The following is a 14,533-nucleotide window of genomic DNA, read 5'->3' as shown; positions in this document are numbered from 1 at the left end:
ATAATTTAGCTAGGCAGTCGGCCGCTCAGGTTGGGTTCAACAACTTGATGCCGGCTGTTATTTTTATAGGACCTTCAATTAAAACCTATCCGAATCTGGCCAATACGAATTCGAATGTTGAATTTGATGGTGTTTCAGAAAGGCATCAATCTCAGGTGTAGGGTCTTTATCGACAGTGGTGAATTTTTCTGCCATTAGTTCAAGAATTCTGTGTTTTGCCGACAAATTTTCCTGCTTCTTTGGTGAAAATAGGCGCTTTAACCAAGACTTGGCTTCTAGGGCCTTTAATAAATCCGCTTCGGAATCGTTTGCAATGTGTGTCAGATGTTCTCCACTATTACTGTTAGTGCGAATACATATTTTTTTATTGTGTACGAAAACGTCAACACTTACTGCCAGTCCTTTTTTATATAATGTAAAAGAAGTTTTCATTTTTTTGCTTCGACAAGTTCTAATTGGTCTACACTCACATTGGTAGTGAACATGCCATAATTGACAACAGCTTTTCCCTTTTCCAAAGTATCAATACTACCTACAGCCTTGCCATCGAACATGCGGACCCGGTCCCCAATTTTAAAAACTGGTCGGGGTTTGTTCTTTTCCTCCTTTTCAGCCTTCTTTTTCTCGATTTTCTTTTCTTGCCGGACCTTTACCATTTTCTTTTCCAGCTCATGTGCCACCTGCTTTTGTTGGGCCTGTTTGGCCTTGGCTTGTTTGGCACTGGTTTTTTTTCGTTTGCTGTTTTCCGTTTCCACAATGCGCAATAGCTCAGAAATCAAGGGACGTTTTTTATTGTTCAGAAAGTAGTTCTCCGCGGCCGTGTTCACCTTGTTCCCCAATTGAATCATCCGTTGGTTATGATCATACAGCTCTTGATAGTTCTCCAACTTGCTCTTGATCTTGGTGTTCAATTTTTCCAAGCGTTCGGCCTCCTCACGGGCTTTGGCCTCCTCTTCTTCGAGTCGGGAACCCGTCTGGGCCATTTTGCTGCGCTCCTTTTGCAATTTTGCAATGGTAGCATCGAAGCGGACCTTTCCCCGCTCGATTTTCTTTTTGGCCTTGTTGATCAGATTATAGGGAATGCCATTTTTTTGGGCCACCTCAAAGGTGAAGGAGCTTCCCGCTTCTCCCAAAACCAGTTGAAAGGTCGGCTCCAGGGTTTTCGAATTGAACCGCATATTGGCATTGGTGGCATGGGGCAGCTCATCGGCCAATGCTTTTAGGTTGGCGTAGTGGGTTGTGATGACCCCAAAGGCCTCCCGTTCGTAAAATACTTCCAAGAATGCCTCAGCCAAAGCGCCTCCCAATTCAGGGTCGGAGCCGGTACCGAATTCGTCTATCAAAAACAAGGTCTTGCCATTGCACTTTTTCAAAAAGGCATTCATGTTTTTGAGACGATAGCTATAAGTGCTCAAATGATTTTCGATGGATTGGTTGTCGCCAATGTCGGTCAGAATTCTTTCAAAGAAGCATACCGTACTGCGTTCATGCACAGGAATCAATAGTCCACTTTGTAGCATCACCTGCAAAAGGCCAATGGTTTTGAGGGTGATACTTTTTCCTCCCGCATTGGGCCCTGAAATGACAATGATTCGATTTTCTGGCTTTAATGATATGGTTTGGGGCCAGGTTTTTTCGTTGTTGATTTTGTTTGACAAGTAGAGCAAAGGATGATAGGCATCTTTGAGCTCCAGATGTTTTTCTTGATTGATTTCCGGCAGTATGGCATTCATTTCTGAAGCATACTTCGCTTTGGCCGCTGTGATATCGATATGAATCAGATAATCTTGATAGCCTTTGAGCAACTCGGAATACGGTCGGATGAAATTGGTGAGTTCGTTCAGAATACGTTGTACTTCCTCCTTTTCATCATATTCCAAATTATTCAGCTCCCGGGTGTACTGCAATGTCGCCTCAGGGATGATGTAGACAATGCTCCCGGTTTTTGAAGAGCCCATAACCGTACCCTTTACCTTACGGCGATGCATGGCTTTCACAGCCAAGACCCTACGGTTTTCCACTACGGATTCGCGAATTTCATCTAAAAACTCAGAGGATTGATACCGTTGCAAAGCCCCACCAAAGCTTTGGTTGATTTTACCCCGGACTTCGTTGATTTGCTGGCGGATGTGTTTTAATTCGACGGAAGCGGAGTCCCGAACTTCCCCAAATTTGTCGATTACATTGCCAACCTCTTCAGGAATGGATTTGTTTTCCTCCCAGTGTTCCGAAAACTTGAAGAGCAGGGGATAGTACTCTTTAAACTTTTTTAGAAACTTTTTGTGAAGGGAAACTGTATTGCAAAGGGAAGCTATTCGCCGAAATCCGGAAACTTCTAAAGTCGTGTTTTCTATTTTCAACAGGCGAAGTTCTCCATTGATGGCATCAAATCCGTGGTTCGGAATACGGTTTTCGTTGGTGAAGGACGAGAGATACTCCGAAGTTTGTCCAAGAATGGCCTGCAATTCCTCTAAAACGGTAAACGGAGCTATGCTCATTGCCGCCTCTTTCCCCAACTCGGTATTGCACCGCGATGAAAGCTGCTCCAATACGGTTGGAAACTCTAAATCTTCAAGGGTTTTGGCGTGTATCTGCTGCATGGTCTTTTTCTAGCAGCGCAAAGATAGGATTTTGGGGCGGAGCCTGAAAAGGTGATTCCCAAAGTCGCTACAATTAAAACAGCCCAATAATTTCCCCATCATCATTGATGTCCATTCCCTCGGAAGCAGGATGGGCAGGCAGTCCAGGCATCCGCATGATATCTCCGGTAATGGGAATTAAAAAGCCCGCACCTGCGGCAATTTCAATTTCCCGAACCGTGATGATGAAGTCTTTGGGACGACCTAGAAGTTTTGGATTGTCGGATAATGATTTTTGGGTTTTGGCAATACAAACAGGTAAGCCATCGAGCCCCAAATTTGAAATCTTGCGTAAATGTGCCTTTGCTTTCCCGGTATAGTCCACATGTTCCGCTCCGTAAATTTCCTTGGCAATGGTCTCAATTTTGTCGGTTACCGTCGATTTCCAATCGTATAGTGGTTGAAAGTCCGAAGCCTTGGATTCAATGATTTGGATAACATGCTGTGCCAAGTCCAACGCTCCTTCACCGCCTTTGGCCCAAACTTCGGCTATGGCAACCCGCACCCCTTTGGATTGGGCAAATTCTTGAATGACCTCAATTTCTTCATCGGTATCTGTCAAAAACTTATTGATGGCAATCACAGGTACGATATTGAATTTGGCAATGTTCTCAAGGTGCTTTTCCAGATTGGGCAACCCTTTTTTAAGGGCTTCGGCATTCGGAACCGTAAGGGATTTTAAATCAGCTCCCCCATGATACTTTAGAGCTCGAACCGTAGCCGTCAGTACAACCGCTTTTGGTTTTAGGCCCGCACTTTGGCATTTGATATCAAAGAATTTTTCCGCACCTAGATCAAAACCAAAACCAGCTTCGGTTACGGTGTAGTCTGAATGGGACATGCCCATAGTTGTAGCAATTACAGAATTGGTGCCCTGGGCAATGTTGGCAAAGGGGCCACCATGAATAATGGCCGGATTGCCTTCAATGGTTTGCACTAAATTGGGCTTTATGGCGTCTTTCAACAGTGCGGTCATGGCCCCTTGGGCTTTTAGGTCCTTGGCATAAATGGGTTCCTTGTCGTAAGTGTATCCCACAAAAATGTTCCCCAAGCGCTTCTTGAGGTCACTGAGGTTTTCGGCGAGACAGAGAATGGCCATGATTTCTGAAGCAGCGGTAATATCAAAACCGGTTTCCCTTGGTACTCCTGATGTAGTTCCTCCCAATCCCACAATAACATGACGTAATGCCCGGTCGTTCACATCCACAACGCGTTTCCAGCTAACAGTCCTGGCATCAATACGGAGGGAATTGGTTTTGCTTTGAATGTTATTATCAATAAGGGCGGCCAGCAGATTATGGGCTTTTTCGATGGCCGAGAAATCCCCAGTAAAATGGAGATTGATATCCTCCATGGGTAACACTTGGGAATATCCTCCTCCTGTGGCACCTCCTTTAATCCCGAAGACGGGGCCTAAAGATGGTTCCCTCAACACAACGGTTGTTTTTTTGTTCAAGCGGTTCAAGCCTTCGGACAGGCCAATGGACATGGTTGTTTTCCCCTCTCCCGCAGGCGTTGGGGAAATGGCCGAAACAAGGATCAGGTTGCTTTCCGCGGCCTTTTTTTTGTCGATGGCCTGCAAGGGTAATTTGGCTTTGTACTTGCCATACATCTCAATTTGGTCTGAGCTGACTCCGAATTTTTCTGCAATGGTCGTAATATGCTGAAGTGCGGTTTTTTTTGCGATTTGTAAGTCGGTCATGATGGTTGAATTTTGCTATCAGTGAGTAAAATTGACTATTATGAACAAGGTAAGAACCTCTGGTTAAAGAATTATGGTTTCGACCAATTTTTCCACTCCAAATCGGATAACATCGGTGGCAGGAAGTCCCGTAACCCTTTCAACTTCCTCCACTTTTTCTTTAGCGGTTATCTCATCCAAACCTGTAGTGTTCAGCGCTACTCCCAGAGTCTTTGCTTTTGTTTGGGAACCGCATACTTCAGCTACCGCTTCATTAAGTTTGATAAACTCGTTCAAGGGAGGAATGGGTATATGGGAAACCGGATATCGCAGATTTTCATGGGCAGCCTTATGGCAAAGAATGAAATTTGTTGGCTGGGCACCACGAATAAGGGGTAAGGTGGCGGAGCTGCCCGGATGTGCCAGAGACCCCTGTCCTTCGATAATGACAATTTCCCTGCCCGATTCCTTAAGGACTGCCTCTTCCACAGCGCCGGCCGCTTGGTCCACCTTTATAGCATCCAAGGGAATGCCATTACCCATAAGGGTAATGCCTATTTGTCCTGTGGGTACAAAACCAACGTTTACCCCCTGTTTTTTTAAAGCACTGTACAACTCCAGCCCAGCAGTCATTTTACCAGCGGCCATGTCAGTGCCTATCATCAGAATCCGTTTGTTGTTCAGATCGGCAGCTTTGCCCGTTGCAATGGGGTAGGAGGGCTTGGGTTTTCGAACATCCCAAATAACATTTTGTTTCAATAAATGGCCAAATCGAGCATTGAGATCATCGTGTAGCCCATTGATTAGGGAAAGCCCTTGTGACAAAGCTCGGGAAACCGGAGCGGTCCAAACATCTGGGAACTTTCCACCGCTTGGGGCGATGCCAAGTACCATAATCTCAGCCTTTTTGGAAATAGCTTCTTCAATGGAGCCCACAACAGGGATGTCATAAGGCAACCCAACAGCCTGTCGGACTGTTTTGCCTTTAAATTTGGAATCAATAATGCATACAATAGGGTGTTTGGAAAATCGCATCAAACCAAAACCCATCTTGCCAGAGTCATGGTCCAAGGCACCTTCCATATAAATACAAATTGGTTGATTTACTTCGAACATAGCTATCAAAAGAAGATTATTGACTGGAAGGTGCGAATTGATTTTTGAATCTCCCTCCATGTCCTGGCACATTTGGGGGTGTGATAACTTCATTCACCAAAGGTGCACCCTCACAGGGGTCAGGGTTCAAATTGAGATGAGAATCCAAATCTATATGATCTAATACCCCTGAAACCGAGGCTCCAGCGGCGATGGAAATGGAAGTCTCTCCCATACAGCCTATCATAGTTTTAAGACCAAAGGCTTTTGCTGTTGAAATTATCTGAAGTGCGCCTGTAACCCCTCCGCATTTCATCAGTTTAAGGTTGACGCCATCCACGTAATTCGACCATTTTGGGATATCGGTCGCAAAACGACAAGATTCATCTACAAAAATAGGTAAAGGTCTGTTTTTGAATAAGTAAGATAGGTTTTCCTCACTTCCTTTTTCAAGGGGTTGTTCCACATACTCACACTCACGGTCTGCAAGCCATTGCATCATTTGTTGGGCCTCGTCAACCGTCCAACCTCCATTGGCGTCTACTCGAATGGAGATGGGATATTTTTTGTGATATTCCAAAACCTCCTGGTACATGGCCTTGTCGGCTTCAATACCCTCGTTGCTTCCCAATTTCACTTTTAAGGTTCGAATACCTTGGTTTTCCAAAATTAAAGGGAGTCGTTCCCTGGCTTCTTCCGGAGACATGATTCCTAAGGTAATGGATGTGGCAATCTTCGGTTTTGGATACCCAAAGAGTTGGTACAAAGGCATATTTGCTTTTTTGGCTTTCAAGTCCCAAAGGGCTATATCGAGAGCGGCCAGTGCGCAAGGAGCCACTTTTTCTTTAACTGCCAAATCATGAACTGAAAAGGGGGAACTTAGCTCCAGGTCCAGGGACAAAAATTTCTCGAGGTGAGATTGGGTTTCTTCTGCAGTTGCTGCCCCTTCTGATTCGCCCGGGGAAGCCTCCCCCCAACCTACATGACCCTCATCTTCGACGGATATGAATAAGTTGTGTTGTCCATCCCGCACACCCCGGCTGATTCTAAGAGGAAATAGCTTTTTGAGATAGATTATATTGAAGTCAATTTTCATATATAATAAGATTGTCCTTTAGAATTTTACTACCTAAAGTATTGGTTTTAAAACTTGTTTCAAAGGCACCAAGGACAAAAACATTTTTATAGCTATTTTCACCCTATGAACGTGAGTATTGATCCCAGTTGGAAAACCCAATTGCAGCCAGAATTTGAGAAACCCTATTTTAAGCAGCTTGTGCAATTTGTGCGACAAGAGTATTCTCAGCATACCTGTTATCCAAAGGGAAAAGATATATTTTCTGCCTTTGATCATTGTCCATTTTATGAGACCAAAGTGGTCATCATCGGGCAAGATCCTTACCATGGACCCAATCAGGCCAATGGGCTTTGCTTTTCAGTGAAAGATGGAATTCCCCATCCACCTTCCCTTGTAAATATTTTTAAGGAAATAAAGGTAGACGTGGGTACGGCCTACCCAAAAAGTGGTAATCTGGAAAGGTGGGCCGACCAGGGGGTGTTGTTATTGAATGCCACCCTGACCGTTAGGGCCCATCAGGCAGGAAGTCATCAAAATAAGGGGTGGGAACAATTCACGGATGGGGTGATCCAATTACTTTCGAGTGAATTAGAAGGTTTGGTTTTTCTACTTTGGGGCGGTTTTGCAAAAAAGAAGTCAGGGCTCATTGACACATCAAAACATCACATCCTTACGTCGGGACATCCTTCGCCATTAAGTGCCAACAGAGGACTATGGTTTGGCAACCAACATTTCAGCAAAACGAATGCGCTATTGGGTCAAAAGGGAAGGCCGTTGATAAGGTGGTGAATAAAAGTGGCCTAAAATCTATTAAAATAATAAGAGAATTCGTACGTTTGGAAAGAAACCGAACTAAAAGAAACCTCATATTTTGCAAAAACTGAAGTCTGTACTTCTCGTCGATGATGATGAGACAACAAACTTTTTGAATAAGTTCTTTGTTAGACAGTTGGACAATGACCTCCCGGTAAATGTCGCAAATAATGGCAAAGAGGCGATTGACTTTATAGAAAAAGGAGGGCTAGAGGGAAATACGCCCTGTCTTTTGATTCTGGACACCAATATGCCGGTGATGAACGGCTGGGAGTTTTTGGACGCCTTTGAAAAGAAATTCAATGAAGATTTCAAAAAAAAGGTGGTTGTGGTCATGCTTACCGCTTTGGATGTTGAACATACCACTCAAATGGCCCTAGCGAACCCAAACGTTACCGATACCGCCCAAAAGCCCTTATCTGACCTTAAGTTTAGGGTGTTAATAAATAAGCACTTCTCATAAACCCCGAACTCACGGATATAAAAAGAACTCTGATTCCCTGATTTCCTTAATTAATTTTAAATCGAACAAACTGGATTGCACGGTATCAATAGTTCCTTTTTTTATTTGTTCCTGGCCCCATTCTGTTTTTGACAACCATGATTGAATGTTTTCCAATGTCTGCTTGTATCGATTGGAAAGTGTTCGATCGATACTTGGAATTTTCTTGAATTCGATGGTGTAGGTATTGATTACCTCCAAGATATGTTTGAGAAGGTTTGAATTCTTTCCAATGAAGTTTTCCGTGACTGCGATAACAAAGCAAGGCCATGGCGTAGGGAAATCCCCCAACCTTCTGAATACCCTTTTTTCCACCCAGGGTTTGGTCGTGTAGTGTTCCCAAAGGAAATAGGCTTGAGATCCTTCAGAAAAAGAATGGATTGCTCCATCAAGATTGTTTATGGTTTCGTATTTAAGGCCATTTATGTCCCACCCATGGTGCTTGGCATGCACATTGGCCATTAAATGGCTTCCACTTCCCTGGCGACTGATTGCAACTGGTGCGGTTTCAAGTTCTGAAATGGATTGGTAGGATGATTGGTGCGCAACGTGAATCCCCCATAATAGGGGGGAAGAAATGTATTCTTGAACAATCTTAACCGGATTTCCTTCTGAAATGCTTTTTACAATACCTTCGGTTAAAATAATGGCAAGGTCGGTTTCGTTGTTGGTCAACAGCTCGCACATACGACCAGTTCCTTCAGGAACATCTGTCCAAACGAGCTCAATTCCGCGGTCTTCGAAGGCACCTTCCTCGATTGCCAAATGCCACGGGAGATTAAAATGCTCCGGTACTCCAATGATTCTAACCGATTTCATTGTAAAGGGTTGTGTTTTTTAGGGGTTCCACTAAGCAAAAGATGATTGCTCAATACTTTCATCTTTTTTCCTATACCAAAGGGTTTAAGTGAGCTTGCCCAAGGCATATTTAATGAGATCATCTATAGCCAAAAATCCATTTTTTGAGAATTCCCCGGTCATTCTATTGGCAAGTATAACGTTGAGGGAAAGAGCTTGATGCCCTAGCAATTTTGCTAGCCCATAAATACCCGCGGTTTCCATTTCTAGGTTGGTTATTCTTTGTTTTTGATAAGTGAAATCTCGAAGTTTATCGTTAAAGTCGGGTATTCGAGGGGGCAACCTTAAATTTCTACCTTGAGGTCCATAAAACCCTGAATTAGTTCCAGTTATACCAAATCGTATACGATTAGAAGAAAACTTTTTTAGCAATTCCTCGCTGCAATCCACGGCATAGGGAACAATATTGAGGTGATGCCAACCCAAGAAGTCATTAAGGGAAGCTTCCAGAGTTTCATTACGAACAGATTGGGATTCATAAAAGTGAAGGAGACCCTCAAAACCAATACCCGACGTGCTCGCGATAAATGAATCTATGGGGATATCCTTCTGAATGGCGCCCGATGTACCAATCCGTATAATTTGTAATTGCTTTTTTTTGGATTTTACCTTACGGGTCTTGAAATCAATATTTGCCAAAGCATCCAGTTCGTTGAATACTATATCAATATTGTCGGTGCCTATACCTGTGGAGACAACCGAAATCCGTTTTCCCCTATAAACACCGGTCTGAGTGAGAAATTCCCTTTTTTCTTTAATGACCTCAATAGTATCGAAATATTTGGATACCATACTTACCCTATTAGGGTCACCGACAACGATAATGGTAGGGGCAATGTCTTCTGGAAGTAGGTTCAGGTGGTAAATGCTACCATCTGGATTGAGAATCAGTTCAGATTCAAGTAATGCCATTCTAGAGTTTTAGAATGCGGTCCGTAGTTGAGTTATATAGGAAGTTATACTTTAAGGAACCGCCCAAATATTGTTGATTATCACGTATTTGTGAATAATAATTCATTTGATTTGCCAGCACCTGCTTTCCTTTTTTGGTAAGCTTTAAGGGGTTAACAGAACCCAATAGTGGTCTGAGGGATGTAATAATTCTTTCGTATTGGGTATCTCCGAAACCATAATATCCCTGGTCTGAAAGTAACTCGCCCAATAATTCTTTCTTGGATTCTGGTTTTTGCTCTTCTACCGTGAGCAAGATTCTATTTTCAAGCTCATTGAGCCCATTCTTTATCGTTGGAAAACGTTTCAGATGTACTCTTAGGGCGTCGGAAAGGTATTGAAATTGAAAAGCGTTGTGGGTAATGATATTTTCAAGGCGCATTGGGTTGTCACTGCAATACAATTGCCACACATAATCTGCAAACTCAATATCATCTTGAGTAAGTTTGATTCTATTTTTGTACAGTGAGAGAAGCTTTTCATCGCTCAATTCATTGAGAGCATATAATTTATCACTTTCGTCCTCCTTGCCGCTGCACACCAATGAAATCTCCGCATGTCTTCTATGGGTTTTAAGCCAACTAAGGACTGCCAACATATTTATTTGACAAAAAAGGTCGTACTCAAACCACAATACAATTTGGTCCTGTTGTTTGTGGTTACAAAGTGATCGATATTCCTTTAGGGTCTTTTCTACAAACCAAGACTTTGATACTTTGTAGTTACGGTTTAAGAACTCAAACCGGGTTTTCCAAAAGGATTCACTGCCCACGTTACATAACGTTTTCCCTTCACAAAGCATTTCGCGCCATGTGATAATGTCACCTTTGACGTCCAGAGATTTTAATCTGGTGGTGAAACTGTCTCCATTTGTAATGTGCAACAGTGATTTCATTTTGAGTTTAGTTTTCGTCGGTTAGAACTTTAAAAGTAAGATTAAAACAAAAAACAGAAAAATTTTTTCCTAAAACATTGGTTTTCAAGACTTGATTTTAACAACATGCCAAAAAATCCATGTTATTGTTAAAGAATATCCAGTTAGCCTCCAACCCTTTTTACCGCAAATCCGTGGCCCTTTAAAAAGTCCATGATTTTATCGCGATAATCTCCCTGAATGATGATAATATCCTTTTTAAAACTTCCGCCTACACTTAAAAAAGACTTTAAATCGCTGGTTAATTTCTTAAAATCAGAATCTGCACCATTATAACCCTCAAGAATGGTTACGGGTTTGCCCTTGCGCTTCTCATATTTGCAAATTATCGGGTCCGATTGCAACCAGTAGCTAGGCTTTGCTTCCTTGGGTTCATCGTTTTCCTTAGGAATATGATCTGGAAACAGATTTTTTAGTTGATCCTGCAAATCCATGTTTAATTATAGGGTTAGGTTTATTTGATTATCATCAATTTCAATATCAACATGGCTTCCGTAAACTACATTTTCAATTTTGGGAAGCAAGAGTTCCAAAGTAGATTTAGACTGCTCATGTTCAGTTTTGGTTTTTGGGTCTGGCATGTAAATTAAGCCTTCATATCGACTTCCTAAATGATATAGCGCAATATCGAAGAAATAAAAGTTTTCTGAAGGAATATGACTTGTCCATTTTACATTCTCGAAGTAGCATTTCGGTTGTGAAATATTAATGTTATAAGGGGCCACATCAATATTCAATGTGCCTGGGTGATACTTATATATATCCAAACCAAGTTCTTTAAAAAAGGGAGCTTGAAGCGCAATAGTTCCGCTTGGGTAGCGCTCATCGTTCTTTTTTCCGGAGGCAGCGCCATGACCGGGAATAACTTTTGCAGAAATTTTCACAAACGAGGGCTTACTTCTTTACGAGACCTAACTCAATGAGCCTTTCGTTTAAATACTCGCCCGCTGTGGTATCGGCAAAACCCTTGGGGTGGGCGTCATCCACACAATTGTCTAAACAATTTAAGGGCATCTCGCTTACTGGATGCATAAAAAATGGAATAGAATATCGTGAAGTTCCCCAAAGTTCTCTTGGTGGGTTAACCACTTGGTGTATGGTGGATTTTAATCTGTTATTGGTTAATCGAGATAGCATATCGCCAACGTTGATCATCAACTCATTAGGCTTGGCAATGGCATCTACCCATTCACCTTTGTGGTTTTGAACCTGAAGCCCTTTGCCATGTGCACCCATTAAAAGAGTGATTAGATTAATATCCCCATGGGCCGCGGCTCTAACCGCATTTTTGGGTTCAGAAGTAATCGGAGGGTAGTGTATGGGTCTTAAAATGGAGTTACCGTTTTTAATCCATTGATCAAAATAGATTTCCTCAAGCCCTAGGTGCAGGGCCAAAGCTCGCAGTACGTATTGGGCCGTTTTTTCCAGTTTTTGGTAGGTTTCCTTGCCTACTTCATTGAATCCAGGGAGTTCTGAAACGTCAACATTATTGGGGTATTCTTCTTCTAGTTTTGGATTGTCAGTCACATACTGTCCAAAGTGCCAAAACTCTTTCAAATCTCCTTCTTTTCTACCTTTTGCATGTTCTTTTCCGAAGGAAGTATACCCACGTTGGCCTCCAATTCCTTCAATTTCATACCTGTCCTTGGTCTCCTGTGGCAATTGAAAGAACTTTTTGATTTCTGAATACAGGGTGTCGACCAGTTCGTCCTCTAAAAAGTGTCCGCTCAATGCAACAAAACCAATGTTCTCAAAGGCAGCTCCAATTTCTTTAATAAACTTTTCCTTTCTGGAGGAATCATCCGATAGAAAGTCTTTAAGGTTTACACTGGGTATGGCACTCATGATATTTGTTTTGATTCAATCAAAAATAATGAATAAAGCGAAACCCTTATTCTTAAAGTGACAAGACATGTCCCATTTTATTACTTTTAGCCCAAGGAATTTGTATTTATGAGATACCACATTGGTCAACTTGACAAAGAGCTACTTGTCGATTTATATGAGGGCATGCTGAAGCCCCGAATGATTGAGGAAAAAATGCTGATTTTACTCAGACAGGGAAAAATTTCAAAATGGTTCAGTGGTATGGGCCAAGAAGCCATTTCGGTAGGGGTGGCCAAATCCTTGAAATCGGAGGAATATATATTGCCCATGCACCGTAACCTCGGAGTATTTACCACCAGAAACATACCGTTAAGCCGCCTTTTTGCCCAATGGCAGGGGAAAGCCAGTGGTTTTACCCAGGGTAGGGACCGTAGTTTTCATTTTGGTTCACAAGAGCACAAGATTGTGGGCATGATTTCCCATCTTGGGCCACAGCTTGGTGTGGCTGATGGAATAGCCTTGGCGGATTTGCTCCGAAGAAAAAAGCGGGTAACTGCGGTCTTTACAGGTGAAGGAGCAACAAGCGAAGGAGATTTTCATGAAGCCTTGAACGTGGCTTCTGTCTGGAATTTGCCCGTGCTTTTTTGTATTGAAAACAATGGATATGGCCTTTCTACACCAACCAATGAACAATACAATTGCAAAAATTTGGCCGATAGGGCCAAGGGCTATGGCATGGAGTCAAGAGTAATCGATGGCAACAATATCCTCGAGGTATATACGAAAGTCAGTGAGCTTTGCCAGGCCTTACGAAAAAGGCCACGACCAGTTTTGCTGGAATTTAAGACTTTCCGGATGCGTGGGCACGAGGAAGCTAGCGGCACTAAATATGTGCCTGAGAAATTAATGAAAAAATGGGCGAAGAAAGACCCTATTTCTAACTTTGAGACTTTTCTGTTGGATAAGAAATTGTTGACAGAGGAAAAAATCAAAGCACTGAGGCAAAGAATTTCCCAAGAAATAGAAGAGAACCTTAAAAAAGCCTTCGATGAGCCTGAGGTTTCCCCAAATACAAATAAAGAAATCCAAGGGGTATATAAGACATACAATCCTGAACATATAGCCCCAAAGCCCAAAAAGAAAAGGATACGGCTGGTGGATGCCATTTCTGAAGGTTTGGAACAATCCATGTACCGGCACAATGAATTGATCATTATGGGTCAAGATATTGCCGAGTACGGGGGTGTTTTCAAAATAACGGAAGATTTTACATCCAAGTTTGGAAAAAGTAGGGTCCGAAATACCCCAATTTGTGAATCTGCCATTGTATCTGCGGCGATGGGCCTATCGATAAATGGAATGAAAGCCATTGTAGAAATGCAGTTTGCTGACTTCGTAAGTTCAGGATTCAACCCTATTGTGAATTATTTGGCCAAAGTGCATTATCGATGGGGAGAAAAAGCGGATGTGGTCATACGGATGCCCTGTGGCGGTGGGGTAGGCGCAGGACCATTTCATTCCCAAACCAATGAGGCCTGGTTCACCAAAACTCCAGGTCTTAAAGTAGTCTATCCTGCATTTCCACAAGACGCAAAAGGGCTTTTGGCTGCGTCCATCAATGACCCGAACCCGGTCATGTTTTTTGAGCACAAAGCACTATATAGGAGTGTGTATGGTGAGGTTTCCGAGGAATATTTTACAATTCCCTTGGGAGAAGCCAGTTTATTAAGGGAAGGAAATGACATTTCCATTGTTTCCTTTGGTGCGGGGGTGCACTGGGCAATGGAAATCTTGGATTTACATTCAGAAATCAAAGCAGATCTCATAGATTTGCGTTCACTTCAACCTCTCGATAGCGAAACGATTTTCAACTCGGTACGAAAAACAGGTAAATTAATAATCTTGGTGGAAGACACACTGTTTGGAAGTGTGGCCAGTGATATATCCGCGATGGTAATGGAGAATTGCTTTGAGCATTTAGATGCACCGGTAAGGCGGGTAGGCAGCTTGGAAACCCCAGTTCCATTTGCAAAAAAACTGGAAGAGAATTTTCTTCCTAAGAAAAGGTTCGAAAGGGTCTTGCTCGATCTAGTGAAGTACTAGAAAATATGTCTTAACAATTTTTTAACATGACCAAACATTCAAAAAGGTGTCT

At 42.6% G+C, this 14,533-nt stretch carries 14 protein-coding genes; 3 read left to right on the top strand and 11 right to left on the bottom strand.

Translation table 11 applies throughout. From position 1 onward, the window contains the following. Positions 1 to 78 precede the first annotated feature (78 nt). The 5 genes from EW142_RS03505 to EW142_RS03485 form a co-directional block, all read right to left on the bottom strand. Positions 79 to 432 carry a hypothetical protein gene (locus tag EW142_RS03505; protein WP_130609714.1) on the bottom strand — a complete coding sequence of 118 codons (354 nt, stop codon included), beginning with the start codon at positions 430 to 432 and terminating at the stop codon, positions 79 to 81. Further along, positions 429 to 2,600 (bottom strand): endonuclease MutS2, encoded by a 2,172-nt coding sequence (locus tag EW142_RS03500; protein WP_130609711.1) that lies wholly within the window; start codon positions 2,598 to 2,600, stop codon positions 429 to 431. Before EW142_RS03500 ends, EW142_RS03505 begins: the two co-directional genes overlap by 4 nt. Positions 2,601 to 2,673: 73 nt before the next feature. Then, the gene (locus EW142_RS03495) at positions 2,674 to 4,341 is read right to left on the bottom strand and encodes a formate--tetrahydrofolate ligase (protein ID WP_205783217.1); all 1,668 of its coding nucleotides are present in this window, start codon (positions 4,339 to 4,341) and stop codon (positions 2,674 to 2,676) included. Between the two features lie 63 nt (positions 4,342 to 4,404). Beyond that, the gene (locus EW142_RS03490; RefSeq protein ID WP_240740150.1) at positions 4,405 to 5,496 is read right to left on the bottom strand and encodes an N-acetyltransferase DgcN family protein; all 1,092 of its coding nucleotides are present in this window, start codon (positions 5,494 to 5,496) and stop codon (positions 4,405 to 4,407) included. Beyond that, positions 5,453 to 6,511 (bottom strand): dipeptide epimerase, encoded by a 1,059-nt coding sequence (locus EW142_RS03485; RefSeq protein WP_130609705.1) that lies wholly within the window; start codon positions 6,509 to 6,511, stop codon positions 5,453 to 5,455. The genes EW142_RS03490 and EW142_RS03485 overlap by 44 nt, the downstream gene beginning before the upstream one ends. Positions 6,512 to 6,616: 105 nt before the next feature. Between EW142_RS03485 and EW142_RS03480 the strand changes: the two genes are divergently transcribed. Next, the gene (locus EW142_RS03480) at positions 6,617 to 7,282 is read left to right on the top strand and encodes a uracil-DNA glycosylase (protein ID WP_130609702.1); all 666 of its coding nucleotides are present in this window, start codon (positions 6,617 to 6,619) and stop codon (positions 7,280 to 7,282) included. 82 nt (positions 7,283 to 7,364) lie between these two features. Beyond that, a complete protein-coding gene (locus tag EW142_RS03475) occupies positions 7,365 to 7,769 on the top strand; it encodes a response regulator (RefSeq protein WP_165395216.1) in 405 nt (134 codons plus the stop codon). Between the two features lie 9 nt (positions 7,770 to 7,778). Here the strand turns inward: EW142_RS03475 and EW142_RS03470 are convergent, their stop codons facing one another. From EW142_RS03470 to EW142_RS03445, 6 genes are all read right to left on the bottom strand, one after another. Beyond that, complete coding sequence (locus EW142_RS03470) at positions 7,779 to 8,627, bottom strand: substrate-binding domain-containing protein (RefSeq protein ID WP_130609696.1); 849 nt, start codon at positions 8,625 to 8,627, stop codon at positions 7,779 to 7,781. Positions 8,628 to 8,711: 84 nt separating this feature from the next. Next, positions 8,712 to 9,578, bottom strand: coding sequence for a nucleoside phosphorylase (locus EW142_RS03465; RefSeq protein ID WP_130609693.1), 867 nt, complete (start codon positions 9,576 to 9,578; stop codon positions 8,712 to 8,714). A gap of 1 nt (position 9,579) precedes the next feature. Further along, positions 9,580 to 10,512: a DUF1835 domain-containing protein gene (locus tag EW142_RS03460; RefSeq protein ID WP_130609691.1), complete on the bottom strand. Its 933-nt coding sequence runs from the start codon at positions 10,510 to 10,512 to the stop codon at positions 9,580 to 9,582. Between the two features lie 143 nt (positions 10,513 to 10,655). Next, positions 10,656 to 10,985: a translation initiation factor gene (locus EW142_RS03455; protein ID WP_130609688.1), complete on the bottom strand. Its 330-nt coding sequence runs from the start codon at positions 10,983 to 10,985 to the stop codon at positions 10,656 to 10,658. A 6-nt stretch (positions 10,986 to 10,991) separates the two neighbouring features. Beyond that, positions 10,992 to 11,435 carry a hypothetical protein gene (locus tag EW142_RS03450; RefSeq protein ID WP_130609686.1) on the bottom strand — a complete coding sequence of 148 codons (444 nt, stop codon included), beginning with the start codon at positions 11,433 to 11,435 and terminating at the stop codon, positions 10,992 to 10,994. A 10-nt stretch (positions 11,436 to 11,445) separates the two neighbouring features. Continuing rightward, positions 11,446 to 12,396: an isopenicillin N synthase family dioxygenase gene (locus EW142_RS03445; RefSeq protein WP_130609684.1), complete on the bottom strand. Its 951-nt coding sequence runs from the start codon at positions 12,394 to 12,396 to the stop codon at positions 11,446 to 11,448. Positions 12,397 to 12,504: 108 nt separating this feature from the next. Here EW142_RS03445 and EW142_RS03440 point away from each other — a divergent pair, with 108 nt between their 5' ends. Continuing rightward, positions 12,505 to 14,481: an alpha-ketoacid dehydrogenase subunit alpha/beta gene (locus EW142_RS03440; RefSeq protein WP_130609682.1), complete on the top strand. Its 1,977-nt coding sequence runs from the start codon at positions 12,505 to 12,507 to the stop codon at positions 14,479 to 14,481. Positions 14,482 to 14,533 lie beyond the last annotated feature (52 nt).

Source organism: Flagellimonas allohymeniacidonis (assembly GCF_004296335.1).
In the GTDB taxonomy this organism is placed as follows: domain Bacteria; phylum Bacteroidota; class Bacteroidia; order Flavobacteriales; family Flavobacteriaceae; genus Flagellimonas; species Flagellimonas allohymeniacidonis.
Note: the sequence above shows the minus strand (reverse complement) of the source record. Positions and strands in the feature narration are given on the sequence as shown.